We start from the raw sequence: 19932 nt of genomic DNA on the forward strand, positions 1-19932 counted from the left end.
CGTCACGACAGAGCGGTCAGCTCCGCCACACTGCGTCGGGAGAACGATGTCGGGTCTACTTGCCTACGGTGCCTATCTGCCCTACCACCGGCTCCAGCGCAAGGTCGTGGCCGCCGCGCTCGGCGGCCGTGGTGGTTCCGGTGCGCGCACGGTGGCCTCCTTCGATGAGGACACCACATCCCTGGGTGTGGAAGCGGCGCGGATCACCCTACGGGGTCACGCGGCCGCGTCCGGGCCTCGGCAGGTCTATTTCGCCACGACGGCGCCGGCCTATCTGGACAAGACCAACGCCACGGCCATCCACGCCGCACTCGGGCTGGACGAGTCCGTGCTCGCGGTCGACATGGTCGGCTCGGTGCGGTCCGGCGTCGGGGCCCTGCTGGCCGCGAGCGCGGCGACCGAGCCGACGCTGGTCGTGCTCTCCGACATCCGCACCGGCCTGCCCGGTGGCGCGGACGAGCGTGACGGCGGTGACGGCGCGGCGGCACTGCTGGTCGGGCCGGGCACGCCGGAGGCACCCGTGCTCGCGGAGATCCTCGCGAACGCCTCGGCCACCGAGGAGTTCCTCGACCGGTGGCGCGTGCCGGGCGACGACCACTCGCGGGTCTGGGAGGAGCGCTTCGGCGAGTCGGTCTACGTACCGCTCGCCGACCGGGCATTCGCCGACCTGCTCAAGCAGATCGACCTGACGCCGGACCAGATCGACCACCTCATCGTGACCGGTCTGCACGCGCGGTCGGTGGCCTCCTTCACCCGGCGCGCGGGCGTACGGCCCGACGCCGTCGTCGACGGCCTGGCGAAGACCGTCGGCAACACCGGGACCGCCCATGCCGGCCTGCTGCTCGCCGACACCCTCGACAGGGCCGGGGCGGGTAAGACGATCGTGGTCGTCGTCCTCGCGGACGGCGTGACCGCGGTGGCGCTGCGTACCACCGAAGCCCTGCCCGAGCACCGCGCCGCCGTCTCGGTGGCGGCCCAGATCGCCGGCGGGCGGGACACCCTGCGGTATGCCGACTTCCTCAACTGGCGGGGCCGGCTCGCGACCGAACCGCCCCGGCGGCCCGATCCCGACGCCTACGCTGCTCCGCCGGCCGGCCGCAACGCCGACTGGAAGTTCGGCTTCACCGGCTCCCGTTGCAACAACTGTGCTACCCGGCACCTGCCGCCGGCGCGGGTCTGCCGTTCGTGCGGCGCCGTGGACGACATGGCGCCGGAACGTCTCGCGGACACCTACGGCACGGTGGCCACGTTCACGATCGACCGACTTGCCTTCACCCCGAGCCCGCCGCTGGTCGCCGTGGTCATCGACATCGACGGCGGTGGCCGCTTCAAGTGCGAGCTGACCGATGTCGACCCGGACAGCGTCGCCATCGGCGACCGGGTCGAGATGACCTTCCGCAAGGTGAACACCGCGCGGGGCATCCACAACTACTTCTGGAAGGCCCGCCCCGTGCGGGCCGCGGGCAGCACCGAAGGGCTGGAGGCCTGAGATGGCGTCACGCGGGATCAGGGACAAGGTTGCCATTGTCGGCATGGGCTGCACGTCGTTCGGGGAGCGCTGGGAATCCTCCGTCGACGACCTGCTGATCGAGTCCTCCCAGGCGGCGTACGCTTCGGCCGGGCTGTCCCGGGACGATGTCGACGCCTACTGGCTCGGCACGATGGGTTCGGGTAACTCCGGGTTGACGCTGTCGCGTCCGCTGCGGCTGCCCTACAAGCCGGTCTCCCGGCTGGAGAACTACTGCGCCACCGGTTCGGAGGCGCTGCGTAACGCCTGCTACGCGGTGGCCAGCGGTGCCTACGACATCGCCATGGCGATCGGGGTGGAGAAGCTCAAGGACTCCGGGTTCTCCGGCCTGGCCGGGGCGACGCCGCCGGGCGACGGGACCGGGTCGGAGACCACCGCACCGGCGAACTTCAGTCTGCTCGCGCCCGCCTACGCCAAGAAGTACGGCGTGGACACCGACGAGATGAAGGACGTCCTGACCCGCATCGCGTGGAAGAACCACGTCAACGGCGCGCAGAACCCGCGAGCGCAGTTCCGCAAGGAGGTGGCCAAGGACGTCATCTCCAACGCGCCGCTGGTCGCCGGGCCGCTGGGCATCTTCGACTGCTCCGGTGTCAGCGACGGGTCGGCGGCGGCGATCGTGGTCCGGGCCGAGGACGCCCACCGCTACACCGACAAGCCGATCTACATCAAGGCGCTGTCGTTCATCGCGGGACCGGCCACGGGTAACTCCGACCCCGACTACGACTACACGACCTTTCCCGAGGTCGTCGCATCAGCGAAGGACGCCTACGCCCAGGCCGGTGTGACCGACCCGCGGGCGGAGCTCGCTCTCGCCGAGGTGCACGACTGCTTCACCCCCACCGAGCTCGTCCTGATGGAGGACCTCGGTTTCGCCGACCGTGGGTTCGGCTGGAAGGAAGTCCTCGCCGGGACCTTCGATCGTGACGGTGACCTCCCGGTCAACCCGGACGGCGGTCTGAAGGCGTTCGGGCACCCGATCGGGGCGTCCGGCCTTCGGATGATGTTCGAGTGCTGGCTGCAGCTGCGCGGTGAGGCTCCGGCGGAGCGCACGATCTCCACGATCGCCGCGGGCAAGAAGCTCGGCATGACCCACAACCTGGGCGGCGGGCCGGGCGAGTGCGTGTCGTTCGTGTCGATCGTCGGTTCCGAACCGTCAGCCTGACCGCCATCGGCGGTCAAAGCCCGGAGCACCAGGCCGGCCGGACACCCATCCGGCCGGCTACGTGCGGTAGAAGTCCTGTCGGTGTCTCACCATCTCGACCGTGACGAGACGCTTGTCCTCGTCGATGCTGTAGACCACTCGGTAGGTCGCCCGGCGGGCGGACCACAGCCCGGCGAACGGCGCGTGCAGTGGTTTGCCCATCCGGCGTGGCTCTGCGCGCATCGGTCCTGTTACCAGTTCCAGGACGGCCGCCGCCACCGGCTCCGGTAGCTCTTCGGCGACCGCCCGCCGGGCGGAGCGGGACCAGCGGACCTCGTACGGGTCGTTCACCCAGCCTGCCGTTTCCTCTGGTGGAAGGCGTCGAGCACCTCGTCGGTCGGGTAGACCTCGCCGCGGGCGACCTCTTGGCGTGCCTGGAGGATCGCCGCAACCGTGTCGGTGTCTGCGAGGATTTCCAGGGTTTCGTGCAGGCTCTCCCACTCGTCCACGGAGACCACCACAGCGGCGGGACGTCCGTTGCGGGTCACTGTGACCTGGTCGTGCTGCTGTTGTACCCGAGTGACCAGTTCGGACAGCCGGGTCTTGACCTCCGCGAGTGGCAGCGTTTCCATGGTCGGAATTATAGTCATCAAATTGTCGCCACTGCACAGACCAGCGCCGTCCGCGAGGCCAGCGACGGGAGCACGAGAGGATCGGGAGAGGTACAGCCGTGCGGCTGCTCGTTGCAGAACGCGCTCAGGCGATGCAATCTCTTGGTCTGTAGGGGTACTCGGCGCGCCGTCGCAGATGTCACATCGTTCAGTGGCTCGTGCTGCTCATCGGGCCGCGCTGTTCAGCTGTTACGCGTTGTTCAGGTTCGCGGCGCGGGGTGCGCACCAGACCCTCCTGTGCGATCGAGGCCACCAGGTATCCGTCGGCGTCGTAGACGTGGGCCCGGACCAGAGCATGACCGCCGGCTGCCACCGGGCTCTCCCTGTCGTGCAGCAGCCACCCGTCGGCCCGGAACGGCCGGTGGAACCAGACCGCGTGGTCAAGGCTGGCCATACCGGCGTCCCTGGTGGTTCTGCCGTGCGGCAGCAACGCTGTGCTAATAAGATCGAGATCGGACGCGTAGGTGAGCGCGCAGACGTGCACGAGCGGATCGTCGGGCAGCGGTTCGGCCGACCGGAACCAGACCCGCTGACGGGCGGGCCTCGGCCCGCGTTCCGCCGCCAGTGCCGGTGGCTCGTCCACGCAGCGTACTTCCGTCCTGAACTGCCCGGCGCGGAACCACTGCATCCAGGGCGCTGATGCGGCGCCCGCGTCGGCGTACCAGTCCTCCAGCGTGCGCACCTGGTCCGGCGGCGGCACCAGCGGCATCGGCTCGGCGTGCGTCGGACCCTGCGCCGGGAGGTGGAACGAGGCGCTCAGCTGGAAAATCGTTTCTCCGAGCTGGACACCGACCACGCGTCGGGTGCTGTAAGAGCCGCCGTCACGGATTCGATCGACCAGGTAGATGACCGGCACGGCCGGGTCGCCCGGCCGCAGAAAGTAGGCATGGAGCGAGTGGACGGAGCGGGCCGGTTCGACGGTGCGGCCGGCCGCGATGAGTGCCTGGCCGGCGACCTGACCACCGAAGAGGCGGACCGGCAGTTCTCCGTGGCTGCTCCACCCGCGGAAGATGTCCACGTCGAGCCGCTCAAGGTCGAGGACACCGACCAGGGTGGTGGGGCGCTGGTGTCGAGTGCTGATCACATCCTCCTCCGTGTCGTCAAGTATGAAATTAAATGATTTATCTTTAGTGAAGGAGGATGGGCGAGTTCATGGGTCCGGAGTCACATCCGGCCTCGGCGGTGCGCCTGCGAGGTCTCTGCCCGCTGGCGACCCGCACGGTCCGTGCCTGCTCAGATGGTCTGGGTGGACTTGGTCAGAAGTCTTCGCGGAGTGGACAGTCTGGCCCTATAGTGCAACTCATTAAGCGTATTGTTGCCTGTGTTGATCTGGTTGTGGTTGCGGTGTGGCGAATAGGCCGGCCTGACCTGGAGGTGTCGTGACGACGCACGACGCGGGGTTGCTCGCGCGGCTGGAGCAGGTGGAGGCGCGGCTCGCGCTCGGGCAGCTGCCGATCCGGTACGCGCTCGCGGTCGACGGCCGTGACCTCGACGCCTGGATATCGCTGTTCGTGCCGGATGTCAACTGCGGCCGGCACGGCCGCGGCCGGGAGGCACTGCGTGGATACATCGCGCCCAGCCTGCGGTGGTTCTACCGGTCGGTGCACCAGATCTGCGGTCATCGCGTGGAGTTGCTCGATGCCGACAACGCCCGCGGGCAGGTGTACTGCCGGGCCGAGCACGAGGTCGGCGACCGCTGGATCGTCATGGCCATCTGCTACTTCGACACCTACCAGCGGATCGACGGCGAGTGGCTGTTCGCCCGGCGGGACGAGCGGCACTGGTACGCAGCCGATGTCACCGAGCACCCGCAGGCCGTGGGATTCGACAGTTGGGGCACGTCGCCGACGCCACCGGGCCTGCCGCAGTCCTTCCCGACGTGGGCAGGCTTCTGGGACGGCGTCGACACCACCGGACTGACCGCGTCCGGAACCACTTCGTCCGGGACCACTTCGTCCGGACTGACCGCATCCGGGGCGATCGCCGCCCGGACGACCCGGGCATGACCGCCGCGGCCGGGACGACATGGATGGCCCAGCTCACCGGAGCCTGGTCGGGCCCGGGTGCGGGTCAGACGGCTGTGATCAGTGGTGCTACTCGCTGGACCGGCGCCGACCTGCTGGGGCACGCCGCGGGCGCGGCCGACTGGCTCGACAGCCTTGCCGTGCCCGTGGGAACCCCGTTGCCGGCTCTGGTCTCGACCACGCTGGAAGCACTTGCGCTGACGATCGCGGGAGCCGCCACCCGGCGTCCCCTCGCGCCGATCAGCACCAGACTCACCCCCCGGGAACTCACCGCCTGTCTGGCCGGCCTCGCCGGCAATCTGCTCCTGGCCGAGCCGGAGGCGGCGGACCTCGGCCGGGAACTGGCGACGGCAACGGGCCGTCGGCTTGTCGTTCATCCACCGGCCGCGGCGTCCGACCGGCTGTTGACCGACCGGCTGTCGGCGGACCAGCCGGGTCCGGATGAGACCGCGCTGATCCTGCACACGTCCGGGACCTCCGGAGTGCCCAAGGCGGTGTATGTGGCCGAGGGCAAGCTCGCAGTACGGGGCAGGGTCAACGCCGCGATCGTCGACCTTGCGCCGGGCAGCGTGTACGCATCTGGTTCGCCCTACCATCACATCGCCGGCCTCGGCATGATCGCGGTTGCGTTGGGCGCCGGAGCCACGGTTGTCTGTGCGCCACCGTTCTCGCCGCGTAACTGGCAGGACCTGGCCGACTACGGCACGACACATGCTCTGCTGGTACCGACGATGATCGACCGACTGCTCGCTGAGGGCGCGCTGGCATTGCCGACGCTGCGCGTGCTGCAGTACGGCGCGTCCCCGATCCATCCGGACACGCTCCGCGAGGCGATGGCAGTTCTTCCGGGCGTTGCCTTCGTGCAGATCTTCGGGCAGACGGAGGGTTCTCCGGTCACCTGTCTGAACTTCGACGATCATCGACTTGCGGCCACGACCCGGCCCGAGCTGCTGCGGACGGTCGGCCGCGCGGCGCAGGGTGTGGAGCTGCGGGTGGTCGATCCGGGTCCGGACGGCAGCGGCGAGATCCGGGCCCGCGGCGAGCACCTCTTCCAGCCCGAGGCCGACGGTTGGCTGCACACCGGAGACCTCGGTCATATCGACTCCGACGGCTATGTCACGCTGCTGGGCCGCCGTGGTGACCGCATTGTGCGTGGCGGGGAAAACGTGGATCCACTGGAGGTTGAACAGGTCCTCAGTCTCCATCCCGCGATCCGCGAGGTTGCCGTCGTCGGCCGGGCGGACCGGCGCTGGGGTCAGGTCGTGAAGGCGTTCGTCGTCCCCGCCGACCCGCGGGATCCACCGGACGTCGAGGAGCTGCGCCTGTTCGCGCGGGAGTCCCTGAGCGGGTTCAAGGTGCCCGCCGAGTGGGAGATGATCGAGATTCTGCCGAGAAGCGCCGCCGGCAAGGTGTTGCGTAGAGTGCTGCAATCGTGACCACGGTTGACGTCGACCCGGTCGGGTCGGGATCAGCCGCGTCGGGATCAGTCGGGCTGCGGATCGGGGTTCGGCCACCCTTCGCGCTGCTGCGAGGCGGTACCGGGCGACTGTACGAGGCCGCTGCGCAGATCCGGGACCTCGGATTCGACCATGCCGTCATCGGTGACCACGTGAGTTTTCGCGGCGGCTACGGTTCCGACGGGCTCATCCAGGCCACGGCGCTGCTGGTCGCCGCGCCCGACATCGAGGTTCACACCGGGGTCTTCCTGCTACCGCTGCGTCACCCCGTCCCGGTTGCGCGTCAGGTTGCCACGCTCGCGGCCATGGCACCCGGGCGGTTCGTCTTCGGCGTGGGCATCGGCGGTGAGGACCGCGCCGAGGTCGAGGCATGCGGTGTCGACCCCGCCACCCGTGGCCGCCGGATGGACGAGGCTCTGGTCGTGCTGCGGGCACTGCTGGCCGGTGCTGCGGTGACGGTCGACGGTGAGCATTTCCAGCTCCGCGATGTGCGGGTGTCACCGCCGCCGGCCGTGCCCGTACCGATAGTGATCGGCGGCCGGTCGGCCGCGGCGGTTCGGCGGGCGGGTCGTCACGGTGACGGCTGGCTCGGTGTGTGGGTCTCGCCCGAGCGTTACGCCTCCGTCATCGCCGAGATCGATGACGTCGCGACCGCGTCCGGTCGGTCCGCGGTGGCCTGGCGGCACGCGCTGCTGGTCTGGTGCGGCTTCGGCGGGTCGGTGGAGGACGCCGGTTTGTCGGTCTCGCGGGCGATGGAGAGCTTCTACGGCGTGCCCTTCGACCGTTTCTCGCGGTACGTGCCCCGGGGGACCCCGCAGGATGTGGCGCAGGCGCTGGTGCCCTATCTTGATGCCGGCTGCCGCGATGTGCACCTGCTGCCGGTCGCCGGTGACGAGGATGAGGCACTTGAGTCGGCGGCGCAGGTACGCAGCCTGCTCCTGCGGCGCGGGTGATCGATCGGCTTCTTCCGGTCGGGAGAATCCGATCGGGAGAAACAACGGAGACGAACAGCAGTCAACGCTTCATCGGATGGCTGGGATCCTCTGCCATCCGCCTTCAATGACGAGGAGTAATTCGTGGGGCAGTTCACGTTCCCGGTGGAGGCCGGTCAGATCATGCTCTTCGCGCGCTCGGTCGCGGATCCCAACCCCGTCTACCACGACGCGGAGCGGGCCGGGGAGGCTGAGACGGCGGGGATCATCGCTCCGCCGACGTTTGTCCAGTCCTCCGCCCAGTACGACCCTGACTATCCGCTGCGACCGCGTACCGGCGAGGCATGGTTCGGCTCCGGCCGGGAACCCAGCGGAGTCACCGATGCGGTCTCCGGCGGCGGCCGGCTGCACGCCGAGCAGCATTTCGAGTATTTCCGGCAGGTCCGGCCGGGCGATCTGCTCACGGTGACCAACGTGCCGGGAAACACCTGGGAGAAGACGGGTCGGCGGGGCGGCAAGCTGCTGTTCGAAGAACAGGTCACCGAGTACCGGGACGCAGCCGGCGAGCTGGTTGTCCGGGCCCGTGGCGTGAGCGTGCGACCCGAGAAGCCGGTTGAGCAGGGGGCGAACTGATGGCATTGCGCGGCGCTGAGGTGAAGGTCGGCGAGATTCACGAGCAGGTGCTCGTCGAGGACCTCACCCGGACCCAGATTGTGCAGTACGCCGGCGCATCCGGGGACTACAACCCGTTGCATACCGATGCGGTGTACGCGCGCGATGCCGCGGGCTACCCGGGTGTGTTCGCGCACGGGATGCTGGCGATGGGTATGACCGCCCGCGCCGTCACCGACCTGGTGGGCGACGGTCGTCTCACCCGCTACGGTGTCCGCTTCAAGAGCCAGGTCTGGCCGGGTGACCGCCTCACCGCCCGCGTCACCGTGGCCGGCCTGCGTGAGGCCGACGGCGTAAGCCTGGTCGACCTCGACGTGGTCACGGTCAACGCGCGGGGCGAGGAAGTCATCGCCGGCTACGCCACGGCCCGCGTCGACTGACGAACCGGTCGGGTCCAGACCATGCGCGTGTGCTGGGTGACTAGTGGGCCAAAGGGCGCGCGACGATCGTCAGATCGCGCGCCCGGAGGCCGCAGTTCCCGGAGAACTGCGGGGGCTCCACGTCGGGTCCCGCAGTCACCCAGCACAGTGTCAGTGGTCGATCACGACGGGTTTGCGGCCGAGTTCGTCCAGTAGCGACTGGCTGTAGGCGATCCGTCCGGTGATGTCTCCCTCGACCAGAGCGAGCGCGGCCTCGGCGATCACCGAGGGGTCCTCGATCGGGAAGTCCGCGACGAGGTCATGCGCACCCGCGCCGGGGGTCGCGACGTTGTCGAGCGGGGCGAGCGCGTTGGCTCGTATCCCGTAACGGTAGCCCTCGGCCGCAACCGCGGTCGTGAAACGTTCCAGCGCCGCCTTGCACAGGCCGTACGCGGCGAAGCCACGCTCGTGCACCGGTTCGAACGGTGGGCCCTGCGGGTGCTGTGCGGCCCGGGAGGAGATGTTGAGCACCCACCCCGCTCCCCGCTCGCGCATACCCGGGAGCACCAGCTGGGTCAGCTCGAAGGGCGCCCACACCTGAACTTCGATCATGAGGCGAAAACGCTTCTCGGTGAACTCCTCGACCGGCGCGAGAAAGGTGACAGCCGCGTTGTTCACGAGGATGTCGACCGGCCCGAACGCCTCGACGGTCTCGGCGACGATGCGCCGCCTGTCCTCGGCCGAGGACAGGTCCCCGCGCACGGCCACGGCTTCGTGGCCGGCGGCCTGGATAGCCTCGACGGTCTCCCGCAGGCTTCCCGGGTACCGGGGGTCGGGCTCGAGGGTGCGGGCCATGGCCGCGACCCTGGCTCCTTCGCGCGCGAATCGGAGCGCCATCGCCGCTCCGATGCCGCGGCTCGCCCCGGTGACAAGCGCCACCCTTCCGTCCAGCGTTCCCACGGATCCTCCTCGACCGGCGGGTGGAATCACCCCACCATATGGTCTAAATAGTCATATATTTAAGTAACGTCTGCACGGCCTGGCGATCAGTGGCCGGCGCCGTCGACCTCGACGAAGTCGCGTCCGCGGATCATGCGGGTCGGGGTGAAGACCAGGACGTCCTTGCCGTGTTGGTTACGTACTGTCACGCGGCTGGCCACGATGCCGCGTCCGGGCTTGCTGGTCGGGCGGGCCGACAGGGTCTCGACGATCGCGTGCAGTGTGTCGCCGACGTAGGTGGGGCCCTTGACCGTCAGTTCCATCGACAGGAATGCCAGGCCGGTGCCGTGCAGCGCGTTGGTCTGGAGTACCAGGCCCTCGGCGATGCAGTAGACGAAGGCTCCCGGTACCAGCCGGCCCGTGTAGCCGCCGGCGGCGGCGTGGGTGGCATCGACGAACAGCGGCTCGTTGAAGCCGCCCCACTGGATGAACGTCATCAGGTCGGATTCGGTGATGGTCCGGGCCGAGGTGCGAAACGCCGATCCCGGGACCATCTCCTCCCAGGTCATCCCAGGCGCCAGCAGCGGCACCTCGCTGCTCTTCGGCGTGGGGGTGGCGGTGTCGGGGGCGGCGGTTTCGGTCACTGCTGAACTCCTCGTCGGACGGCCGGCGGTGGGTCAGATTTCGGCACGGTGTTGCGCTTCGACGGCGATGAAGTCCGGCTTGCGCTTCTCCCGGATGGCGGCGATGCCCTCCTGGGCGGAGGGGCTCGCGAAACCGTAGAACTCGTGCGCGAGCGAGGCCTCGAACGCGGGCAGCTGCAACCGGTACCAGTGGTTGAGCGAGGACTTGGTCGCGCGCAGCGCGTCGGCCGAGCCGATGGCCAGCGCGCTCGCCACCTCGAGGCCGCGTGCGTGCACCTGGTCGTCGTCCACCGCGAGTGAGACCAGACCGATGCGCTCGGCCTCCTCGCCGGTGAGGCGCTCGCAGGTGAGCAGGTAGTACTTGGCCTTGGCCATCCCGCACAGCAGCGGCCAGCACAGCACGGCGTGGTCGCCGGCCGCGACACCGAGCCGGGTGTGGCCGTCGACGATGGTCGCCCGCCGTCCGACCACGGAGATGTCGGCCATCATGCCGACGGCGAGACCCGCACCGACGGCGGGGCCGTGCATGGCCGAGACCACCGGCTTGGACAGGTCCAGGACGCCGAGCACCATGGCGCGCGCCTCGTGCAGAACCCTGGTGCGGACTCCGGGGTTGTCTGCCATCTCCTGGAGCAGGTCGAAGGTACCGCCGGCGGAGAACGCCTTGCCCTCGCCCTGGATGAGTACGACCCGGGTCTGCGGGTCGCGGTCGATGACCGGCCAGACCTCGGCGAGGTCGCGGTGCATCCGCGGGTTGACCGCGTTGAGGTTGGGGGCGTCAAGCACGATGCGCAGAACGCCGAGCGCGGGTCGCTCGAAACGTAGCGTCGGAAAGTCGTCGTACCGGTCGCTCACACGTGACTCCAGCGTCGTCGCGCCGCGGACCGCGGCAGGGGGATCAGATCCGGTCGCATCTCGAAACAGGCTCTCAGGGGACGGTTGGCTCCGAAGCACGCTACTCGACGAATCGATTAATACGCTTACTGATTAAGTGTCGCATGCGAGGGGCGGCGGTGGCTAGATCGACAGCGTCCGCAGCGTCCGGTTCGCATATCGCATCCGGGTGCAACTCGTGACATCGTCTAGATAAATAGTCGAATATTACTGGAGGCTTGCTGTGAGTGAGGCGTGGATCATCGACGGCGTGCGGTCGCCGCGTGGCCGGGGCAAGGCCACCGGGTCGCTGCACCCGCTGCACCCGCAGGAGGTGCTGGCCCAGATACTCAACGCGCTGCGTGACCGGGTCGGTTTCGACCCGCTCGAGGTTGAGGACGTGGTCGCGGGCAACGGTATGCAGACCGGAGAGCACGGCGCCGACATCGGGCGGCTCGCGCTGCTGGCGGCCGGCTGGCCGGTGCAGACACCCGGGTCGAGTCTCAACCGGTACTGCGGCTCCGGCCAGCAGGCGGTCAGCTGGGCGGCGATGGGCATCCTGTCCGGTCATCAGGACCTGGTTGTCGGCTGCGGCGTGGAGTCGATGTCACGGTGGCCGGTGGCTGAGGGCGTGGTGACCCTCGACGCCGGCAACGCTCATCTGCGGGAGCTCTACCCGATGGTCCCGCAGGGCGTCAGCGCCGACCTCATCGCGACGCTGGAGGGCTTCACCCGCGAAGATGTCGACGCCTTCGCCGCCCAGAGCCAGGAGCGGTGCGCGAAGGCCGTGGCCGAGGGCCGGTTCGACGGTTCGGTCGTGCCGGTCAGCCATCTCGACGGCACGCTCGCCCTCGACCACGACGAGTTCCCCCGCCCCGGTACGACCGTGGCCACGCTCGCGAAGCTGCCGGCGTCGTTCGAGCAGCTGGCGACCCAGGTGCAGGCGGGCTTCGACCGGTCCTTCGACGACATGTGCCGCGAGGTCTACCCCCAGGCCGGCGAGATCCGCCACGTCCACCACGCGGGTAACTCCAGCGGCGTCGTCGACGGTGCGTCCGCGATCCTGCTCGCCTCGCCGGACTACGCCCGGGCCCACGGGATGACCCCGCGTGCGCGCGTCCGGATGACCGCGGTGGCGGGAGCCGACCCTGTGATCATGCTGACCGCGCCCGGCCCGGCCAGCCTGCGTTGCCTGGCCAAGGCGGGCATGACCGTGGCCGACATCGATCTCTGGGAGATCAACGAGGCGTTTGCCGCGGTCCCGCTGAAGACCATCCGCGACCTTGATCTCGACCCGGACCGGGTCAACGTCAACGGTGGGGCGATCGCGCTGGGTCACCCCATCGGAGCGTCCGGCCCGATGCTCATCCAGACCGTGCTGGACGAGCTCGAGCGGCGTGACGCCAACGTCGGCCTGGTGACGATGTGCACCGGCGGCGGCATGGGTACGGCGACGATCATCGAGCGGATCTGACACCTTCCCGGGACGCGTCCCCCGCAGCGGCCGTGGTGTCCGTTGGGATCCCACGGCCGCCCGGCGGCTCTGGAGACCCGGGGACTGCGGCCTGCGGGCGCGCGATCTGACGATCGTCGCGCGCCCTTTGGCCCTTTGGCCCTTTAGCCCGCCGGCGCGTCCAGGAAAATCGTCTTGTGCTCGAGGTACTCCGCCACGCCCTCCGGGCCGTACTCGCGCCCGTAGCCGGACGACCCGAACCCGCCGAAGGGCAGCGCGAAATCGATCGCGGCACCCTTGTTGATCGCGACAGTGCCGCTGCGGATACGGTCGGCGAGTGCCCGTGCCTGGCCGGGATCCCGCGCGAAGACGGCGCCGGACAGGCCGAACGGGGTGCCGTTGGCGATGGCGACAGCCTCGTCGAGGTCGGTGTAGGTGAGCACGGTGAGCACCGGACCGAAGATCTCCTCCTGGGCGATGCGCGACATCGGTGACACGCCGGTGACGAGAGTGGGGGCGACAAACCAGCCCCGGGTGGTGTGCGGCGGCGGGCCGCCGCCCGTGACCACCCGTCCACCCTCCTTCGCGGCGTCGGCTACGTAGCCGAGCACCCGGTCCCGGTGGCGCCGGCTGACCAGCGGACCTACCTGGGTGGCGGGATCACGGGGGTCACCGACGACCAGGGCCTCGAAGCCGGCCCGTAGTGCGTCGAGGAGTTCGTCGTGCCGCCGCCGGCTGACCAGGACGCGGCTCAGAGCGATACAGGCCTGCCCGTTGACCAGGGTGGCCGCGGCGACGACCGCGGCGACGACCTCGTCGAGCGGGGCGTCATCGCACACGATGCCGGCGGATTTGCCGCCCAGTTCGAGACTGACCCGGGCCAGGTGGCTGGCGGCGGCGGCGGCCACCGCGCGACCGGTCGCCGTGCTGCCGGTGAATGCGATCTTGTCAACGCCCGGATGCCGGGTGAGGTGGTCACCCCCGGCGCCGTCGCTGGCCACCAGGTTCAGCACGCCGTCGGGGATACCGGCGGCACGCGCGGCCTCGGCCACCGGATAGGTGTCCAGGCACGTCTCCGGCGCGGGTTTGCAGACCACCGTGCAGCCGGCGAGCATGGCCGGGGCGAACTTGTTGGCAGCCAGGACGAGCGGGCTGTTCCAGGCGGGAATGGCCGCGACGACCCCGACGGGTTCCCGGGTGACGTCCGCGCAGGCGCCGAACAGACCCGTCCGGCGCTCACTCATGGTCATCTGCCCGGCCAGCCCGGCGTGATAGCGAAGCAGGGCGATCATGCTGGCAGGTTCGGAATGGGCTGCCCGCCGTGGCAGTCCGAGTTCGTCGAGGACGAGTTCGCCCATCTCCTTGCGGCGCGCCGCGAGTTCGTCCGCGAACCTGGTCAGGTGCTCGGCTCGTTCCTTGATTGCCATCCGCGGCCACGGGCCGGTGTCGAAGGCAGCCCGGGCAGCGGCGACAGCCGCGTCGACATCGGCTGGCTCGCCGCACGGCGCGCTGCCGACGATGCCCTCCGTCGCCGGGTTCACGACCGTGAAACGCCGGTCACCGGCTGCCGGGCGGAAGCGTCCACCGATGAAGAACGTGTCCTGCTTGACGGCTTCCATCAGCGGCCCAACTCGATGATTCCGCGGATGTTCCGCCCGTCGGTCATGTCCTGGTATCCCTCGTTAATCTCGTCCAGCGAATAGCGGCGGGTTACCATCTCGTCGAGTTTCAACTGGCCGTTGCGGTAGAGCTCCAGCAGCATCGGGATGTCCTGGTGCGGGTTGCAGAAACCGAACAGGCACCCGACGACCTTCTTCGCGAAGGACGTGAGCATCCCGCCGGGCAGTTTGACCGTGATCTCTTCGTAGCGGTCCGCTATTCCGGTGAGGACGAGGGTGCCACCCTTGCGGGTCATCTCGTAACACTGGTGGATGACTTCCGGGTTGGCCACGCCCACACACTGGATCACGCTGTCAGCCAGGACACCCTGGGTGAGATCGCGAACGTGGTCGAAGGCTTCGGAATGATCCGTGAAACCGGCCTGTGCCCCGAGTTGTTTGGCGAACTCGTTCTTGAAGGGCACCGGATCCACCGTCACGACCGTTGCCGCGCCGGCCAGCAGCGCACCCTGCACCGCGGCCGCTCCGATACCGCCGATGCCGTAGACGACAACGACGTCACCCGGGCGGACGTTCGCCGCGTTGACCGCCGATCCCCAGCCGGTGGGCACACCGCACCCCATGAGGCAGGCGACGTCCAACGGCGTGTCGTCCGGGACCTTCACAAGTGAATTCTGGTGCGCGACGAAGTGTTCGGAGAAGGTCCCGAGGGTGCAGAAGGCACCCAGGCCGGTCTGGCCCAGATGGAACCGGTAGCTGCCGTCGGCGAAGGCCCCGGTGAGGGTGGTGGCGCCGGCATCACACAGATAGGAGTGACCCGACGTGCACCAGCGGCAGTAGCCACACACGGGGAGAAACGAGGTGACCACCTTGTCGCCCGGCCGCAGCCGGGAGACCCCGGCGCCGACCTCCCGCACCACGCCACCGCCTTCATGGCCGCCCACCATCGGGAAGTGGAATCCAGCGCCTTTTCCGAGGTGGTCGTCGGAATGACACAGCCCGGCGAAGAGATTCTCCACCAGGACTTCGCCGTCGCCTGGGCCGTCGAGGGAGAGTTCCTCCACGGTCCAGGGTTGGCCTCTACCGTGCAGGACCGCGGCGCGTGTCTTCATGGTCGTACCCTTCCGGTTACCGTGCCGTCAGTCCAGAAATTCTGTCAGTTCAGGGACGGGGTTTCGGTGTCCCGGCCGGAGCGCAGAATCTTCCCCGGGAAGTCCCCGGTGAACGTGCCGTGATGGGCGATCTCGACACCGTTGACCAGGACGCGCTCGACGCCGTCGGCCTCACCGTAGAGGCGGCCCGCGCCAGCGGGCAGGTCGAAGCGCGTCTCGGTGGGCTGGCGGGCGATGCGCGCCTCGTCGAAGATGACGACATCGGCGGCGCCGCCGACCCGGAGACGACCACGATCACGCAGGCCGTACAGGCGGGCCGGGACGTCGGTGATGAGGCGGACGGCCTCCTCAAGTGCCACCACCTGCTGTTCGCGGACTCCATGTTGCAGCAACATCGTCGAATAACCGAAGAACTCCACCATGTCGAGGTGGGCCCCGGCGTCGGACGCTCCGATGACAGCCCGGGGATCGCGCCAGACCTGGGCACGGGCCTGCCAGTCCTCCGGCCGCGCCGCACGGGAGGGGTTACTGAACGTCGTCTTCAGTTCATCCGTGACGACGATGTCCATCAGGACGTCGAACGGGTCCCGGCCCTCCTCGGCGGCGATGTCGCCGACGATCCGCCCGGCATACGGCTTGGTCTGCGGGCTGAACGTCTCGATGATGTACCGGGAGCCCCAGTCGACGAGGTGGCTGAAGGCGGACGGCTCCTCGGCGGCGCGGCGCAGCTCACGCCGACGCTCGGGATCACGCAGGATCGCCAGCCGCTCGTCCAGCGGCAGGAAGAGGAAGTCGTGCAGCCCCGGGACCATGTCGAGAACGAAGCCGGCGCGGAAGGAAAACCGGGCCGGCGGGGTGTCCGGCATCGTCAGCGCGACGACCTTCCCGCCGCGCGCCCGGGCGATGTCGCCGACTTCGAGCCTGGCGAGCGCGTCGGGCAGGGTCTTCGCGCTGACGGTGAGGATGTTCCAGTTCAGCGGCCGGCGGGCCGCCACCGACATCCCGACCATGACGTCGGTGATCTCCTGGCTGAAACCACCTCGCTGCGGGAGGACGGGGAGGAACTCCAGGGATGTGCCGTCGAACTCGCCGGCCACCGCTGCCAGGGCGAACAACTCCTGCGCGGGTGCGGCGCGGGACGGGACCGGACGCCCGTCGGCATCGCTGTGGCTCTCCGACCAGGTGGAGGAGAAGCCGAGACCGCCGGCCGCGATCCCGGCGCGCAGCAGCCGCTTCATCGTGGCGAGCTCGTCGTCGGTCGCGTGCCGTTCAGTGGCCGCCGGCCCCATGGCCACCCGCCGAATGGCCGAATGCCCGACCATGAAACCGGCGTTGACAGCGAGCGTCCCGTCCAGACGGTCGAGGAACTCCGCGGTGGTGCGCCAGTCCCACGGCACGCCGGTCCGCAGCGACTCCAGCGGCATGCCCTCGACCCGGGACAGCATGCGCATCAGGTAGTCACCGGCCGTGTCGTCCAGGGGTGCGACGGTGAACCCGCAGTTACCGCCCAGGACGGTGGTGACTCCGTGCAGCGGAGATGGGGAAAGCGTGGGGTCCCAGAAGCCCTGGACGTCGAGATGGGTGTGGATGTCGACGAAACCGGGGCTCACGATGAGCCCGTCCGCGTCGATCGTCCGGCGCCCGCCGTCGGGCACGGTGCCGATCGCGACGACGCGTCCACCGTCGATCGCGACGTCCGCTTGCTGGCGCGGGGCGCCGGTGCCGTCGACGACCTGACCCCCGCGGATGACGATGTCGTGCACGATTCCTCCTGGACTTCTGGGGCGACCGCTTTACGTGGGGCCGCCGAGCGCGCGAGACGAGCAAGGATCGCGCGCTCGTTGGCCGGACCGGTTTACGTGGGGCCGCCGAGCGCGCGAGTACTCACGCGATCTGTTGCCCACCCGAGCGCCGGCTAAGCCGTGATGCCGTACCGGTCGAGCCGGAAGCAGCGGATGGCGTTGCCGCGGGCGAGCAGGTATGCCTCGTCCGCGCTGAGTCCCGCCTCCGTGACCATCTTCTCGAAGACCGCTTTCGAGTTCGGCCAGGTCGAGTCACCGTGCGGATAGTCGGTCTCGAACATGATCTGTTCCATGCCGATGCGGTGCCGCAGGGTGAGCCCGATGGAATCGTCGAACACGCACCCGTAGATCCGGTCGCGGACGTAGCTGGACGGCGGGCGCGAGAGCCTGCCGTCCAGGTTGCCGTAGACCGGTCGCTGTTCCCAGACGCTGTCGAGCCGTTCCAGGATGAACGGCATCCAACCGATCTGACCTTCACTCAATGCCACCCGCAGGTCGTGGAACCGCTCCAGCACACCGCTGGTGAGCCAGTCTGCGAACGCATGGGACGCACCCTGGTAGGTCAGGGCGAGTGACACCGCTCGCGGGGCGTCGATCGAGGTCATCGGGAACGTGGAGGAGGACCCGATGTGCAGGTTGAGGACGGTGTCGGTGTCCTCACACGCGGCGAACAGCGGATCCCAGTGGTCGGTGTGGATGCTCGGTAGCTTCAACCGGGCCGGGTTCTCCGAGAAGCAGACCGCGTGCGAGCCCTTGGCCGCGCAGCGACGAACCTCCGCCGCGGCGAGTTCGGGGTCCCACAGTGGGATCAGGGTCAACGGGATGAGCCGACCGTACGCCTCGTCGGCGCACCATTCGTCGATCATCCAGTCGTTGTATGCCTGCACGCACGCAAGGCCCAGGTCGCGGTCGCCGCACTCGTGGAACGTCTGCCCGCAGAACCGGGGAAACGTCGGGAAGCTCAGGGCGGCCTCGGTGTGGTTGGCGTCCATGTCGGCCAGTCGGGCCGTCCTGTCGTAACAGCCTGGCCGCATGTCCTCGTAGGTCATGGCCTCCCAGTGCCGCCCGAGATAGTTCTGGTCCTTACCCGCTGCCGCGAAGCCTGGAAGGATTTCCATTTTGACGTCTCCGAACACCCAGACGTCGGCCCACAGCCCGTCTTCGGCCTCCCGCCAGCGGCTGCGGGCGTGCGTCCCGAAGCGTCCCTTGAGCCGCACCAGACGGGGGCCGTCCGCCCGGAATCGCTCGGGTAGGTAGCGCTGCCACAGGTCACCGGGTTCAAGAATGTGGTCGTCGACAGAGATGATCTTTGGTGTGCTCATCGGGCTCCTCCCAGTCGCCTCCCGCAATTTAACGCACGTGTGCCAATCTAGACAACGGGTTGTTGCTGGGGTGCGGCCGCGGGTACGCGGCGTAGCAGTCCCTCCTGGATGACGGACGCCACGAGCTGTCCCGAGCGGTCGAAGACGGAGCCGTTCGTCAGCCCCCGGCCGGAGCCCGCCCACGGGCTGCCCTTGTCGAAGAGCAGCCAGTCGTCCGCCCGGAAGGGGCGGTGGAACCACATGCTGTGGTCGAGGCTGGCGCCGACGACGGATCCGGTGCCGAACGCCTGGCCGTGCGGGAGCAGCGCTGACGCCAGGAGGAACAGGTCGGACGCATACGTCACGGCACTCGCGTGCGTCAACGGATCGTCACCGAGTGGATCGCGGCTGCGAATCCAGACCTGCAGGCCGGTGGACGGCCGGCCGCGACGGGCCGACAGCGGCGGTGGCTCACCCACGAAGCGGAGATCCACCGGATGGCTGCCGAGGTAGGTGTTGTACCAGTCGTCGACCTCAGCCCCGGCGGCGGTGAACCACGACGCCGCCGGGGGGAGTTCGTCCGGGTCGGGAACAGTCGGCGGTCGCAGCGTGTGCTCGTAGCCGTCCTCGCCCACGTGGAACGACACCGAGGCGTGCAGGATGTCGCCGCCAGTCTGGGCGGCGACCACGCGGCGCGAGCTGAACCCGCGACCGTCGCGCAGTTTCTCGACGGTGTACTCGGTCGTTGCGCCGACCGCGCCCGGACGCAGGAACACGATATGAAGGCTGTGCGCCGCCCGGTCGTCGGTGACCGTGCGGCCCGCGGCGACCAGCGCCTGCGCGGCGAAAAGGCCGCCGAAGGTCCGGGTGGACTCGTTCTCACGGCTACGTCCGCGGAAGACATCCTCCTGGATGGTCTCCAGCTCGAGCAGCGGCCGCAGCGCGGACGTCAGTGCGACTCCGCCGCTGTCAGAAGCGGGGTGCGTCACGATCACACCTCTCATCCTATATATCTTTAAACTTATACTACGTTAAAGTGACGATGTCGAGACGGTCGCGACGGAACGTGCCGATCTTTCGAGGTCACGCTAAAGTAGTTCTATTAGTATGATGATAGACCTCAGCGGGTGATCCCTGGATGATGTGGACGCGGCTCCCCGCCGTACCTCGGGCTCGTCTGGTCGACCTGAGCCCGGAAGGCTTGCGCGTACACCCGATCTAGTTGGAACATATAGACGATGTTGTCTGGGCTGGTGGTGGGTCCCGGACCCGCCGACGGAGTGGGGTGCGATGGAGTTCGGGTATCCGTCGGTGGCGGAGGAGTTTCGGGTCCGTGTTCGCGCGTTCCTGGCGGCGAACCTTCCTGACGGCTGGACGGGGATCGGCAGCCTCGGTTTCGACG

19 protein-coding genes are annotated in these 19932 nt (G+C 68.8%); 8 read left to right on the forward strand and 11 right to left on the reverse strand.

The genetic code is table 11. From position 1 onward, the window contains the following. Positions 1–46 precede the first annotated feature (46 nt). The gene (locus U9983_RS18890) at positions 47–1489 is read left to right on the forward strand and encodes an OB-fold domain-containing protein (RefSeq protein ID WP_416211442.1); all 1443 of its coding nucleotides are present in this window, start codon (positions 47–49) and stop codon (positions 1487–1489) included. 1 nt (position 1490) lies between these two features. Continuing rightward, entirely contained in the window at positions 1491–2693 is a 1203-nt protein-coding gene (locus U9983_RS18895; RefSeq protein WP_322755311.1) for an acetyl-CoA acetyltransferase, read from the forward strand. 57 nt (positions 2694–2750) lie between these two features. Here U9983_RS18895 and U9983_RS18900 read toward each other — a convergent pair whose 3' ends face one another. From U9983_RS18900 to U9983_RS18910, 3 genes are all read right to left on the reverse strand, one after another. Further along, positions 2751–3023: a type II toxin-antitoxin system RelE/ParE family toxin gene (locus U9983_RS18900; RefSeq protein WP_322755312.1), complete on the reverse strand. Its 273-nt coding sequence runs from the start codon at positions 3021–3023 to the stop codon at positions 2751–2753. Then, positions 3020–3322, reverse strand: coding sequence for a type II toxin-antitoxin system Phd/YefM family antitoxin (locus tag U9983_RS18905; RefSeq protein WP_322755313.1), 303 nt, complete (start codon positions 3320–3322; stop codon positions 3020–3022). Before U9983_RS18905 ends, U9983_RS18900 begins: the two co-directional genes overlap by 4 nt. A 169-nt stretch (positions 3323–3491) precedes the next feature. Continuing rightward, positions 3492–4427, reverse strand: coding sequence for an acyl-CoA thioesterase II (locus tag U9983_RS18910; RefSeq protein WP_322755314.1), 936 nt, complete (start codon positions 4425–4427; stop codon positions 3492–3494). Positions 4428–4743: 316 nt separating this feature from the next. Here U9983_RS18910 and U9983_RS18915 point away from each other — a divergent pair, with 316 nt between their 5' ends. The 5 genes from U9983_RS18915 to U9983_RS18935 all read left to right on the forward strand — a co-directional run bounded on the left by U9983_RS18915 (position 4744) and on the right by U9983_RS18935 (position 8808). Further along, positions 4744–5349: a nuclear transport factor 2 family protein gene (locus tag U9983_RS18915; RefSeq protein WP_416211443.1), complete on the forward strand. Its 606-nt coding sequence runs from the start codon at positions 4744–4746 to the stop codon at positions 5347–5349. Continuing rightward, positions 5346–6803 (forward strand): fatty acid--CoA ligase family protein, encoded by a 1458-nt coding sequence (locus U9983_RS18920; RefSeq protein WP_322755316.1) that lies wholly within the window; start codon positions 5346–5348, stop codon positions 6801–6803. Before U9983_RS18915 ends, U9983_RS18920 begins: the two co-directional genes overlap by 4 nt. Beyond that, positions 6800–7777, forward strand: coding sequence for an LLM class flavin-dependent oxidoreductase (locus U9983_RS18925; RefSeq protein WP_322755317.1), 978 nt, complete (start codon positions 6800–6802; stop codon positions 7775–7777). Before U9983_RS18920 ends, U9983_RS18925 begins: the two co-directional genes overlap by 4 nt. Before the next feature lie 123 nt (positions 7778–7900). After that, positions 7901–8389 carry an FAS1-like dehydratase domain-containing protein gene (locus U9983_RS18930; RefSeq protein ID WP_322749451.1) on the forward strand — a complete coding sequence of 163 codons (489 nt, stop codon included), beginning with the start codon at positions 7901–7903 and terminating at the stop codon, positions 8387–8389. After that, a complete protein-coding gene (locus U9983_RS18935; protein ID WP_322755318.1) occupies positions 8389–8808 on the forward strand; it encodes a MaoC family dehydratase in 420 nt (139 codons plus the stop codon). Before U9983_RS18930 ends, U9983_RS18935 begins: the two co-directional genes overlap by 1 nt. A 150-nt stretch (positions 8809–8958) precedes the next feature. Here the strand turns inward: U9983_RS18935 and U9983_RS18940 are convergent, their stop codons facing one another. From U9983_RS18940 to U9983_RS18950, 3 genes are all read right to left on the reverse strand, one after another. Further along, positions 8959–9747 (reverse strand): SDR family NAD(P)-dependent oxidoreductase, encoded by a 789-nt coding sequence (locus U9983_RS18940; RefSeq protein ID WP_322755319.1) that lies wholly within the window; start codon positions 9745–9747, stop codon positions 8959–8961. 86 nt (positions 9748–9833) lie between these two features. After that, entirely contained in the window at positions 9834–10295 is a 462-nt protein-coding gene (locus U9983_RS18945; RefSeq protein ID WP_416211444.1) for a MaoC family dehydratase, read from the reverse strand. A 108-nt stretch (positions 10296–10403) separates the two neighbouring features. Then, positions 10404–11225, reverse strand: coding sequence for an enoyl-CoA hydratase/isomerase family protein (locus tag U9983_RS18950; protein WP_322755321.1), 822 nt, complete (start codon positions 11223–11225; stop codon positions 10404–10406). Positions 11226–11487: 262 nt separating this feature from the next. On the opposite strand from U9983_RS18950, the gene U9983_RS18955 reads away from it, so the two are divergent. Beyond that, positions 11488–12717: an acetyl-CoA C-acetyltransferase gene (locus tag U9983_RS18955; RefSeq protein ID WP_322755322.1), complete on the forward strand. Its 1230-nt coding sequence runs from the start codon at positions 11488–11490 to the stop codon at positions 12715–12717. A gap of 143 nt (positions 12718–12860) precedes the next feature. Here the strand turns inward: U9983_RS18955 and U9983_RS18960 are convergent, their stop codons facing one another. The 5 genes from U9983_RS18960 to U9983_RS18980 form a co-directional block, all read right to left on the reverse strand. After that, entirely contained in the window at positions 12861–14315 is a 1455-nt protein-coding gene (locus tag U9983_RS18960) for an aldehyde dehydrogenase family protein (protein WP_322755323.1), read from the reverse strand. Beyond that, positions 14315–15427: a Zn-dependent alcohol dehydrogenase gene (locus U9983_RS18965; protein ID WP_322755324.1), complete on the reverse strand. Its 1113-nt coding sequence runs from the start codon at positions 15425–15427 to the stop codon at positions 14315–14317. The genes U9983_RS18960 and U9983_RS18965 overlap by 1 nt, the downstream gene beginning before the upstream one ends. A 44-nt stretch (positions 15428–15471) precedes the next feature. Further along, entirely contained in the window at positions 15472–17190 is a 1719-nt protein-coding gene (locus U9983_RS18970) for an N-acyl-D-amino-acid deacylase family protein (RefSeq protein ID WP_322755325.1), read from the reverse strand. A 152-nt stretch (positions 17191–17342) separates the two neighbouring features. After that, on the reverse strand, positions 17343–18551 hold the full coding sequence (locus U9983_RS18975) for an amidohydrolase family protein (RefSeq protein ID WP_322755326.1): 1209 nt from the start codon (positions 18549–18551) through the stop codon (positions 17343–17345). A gap of 47 nt (positions 18552–18598) precedes the next feature. After that, positions 18599–19519: an acyl-CoA thioesterase II gene (locus U9983_RS18980; RefSeq protein WP_322755327.1), complete on the reverse strand. Its 921-nt coding sequence runs from the start codon at positions 19517–19519 to the stop codon at positions 18599–18601. Positions 19520–19932 lie beyond the last annotated feature (413 nt).

Origin of the sequence: Protofrankia sp. Cas3, from assembly GCF_963555955.1 — a bacterium.
Classification (GTDB): Bacteria; Actinomycetota; Actinomycetes; order Frankiales; family Frankiaceae; genus Protofrankia.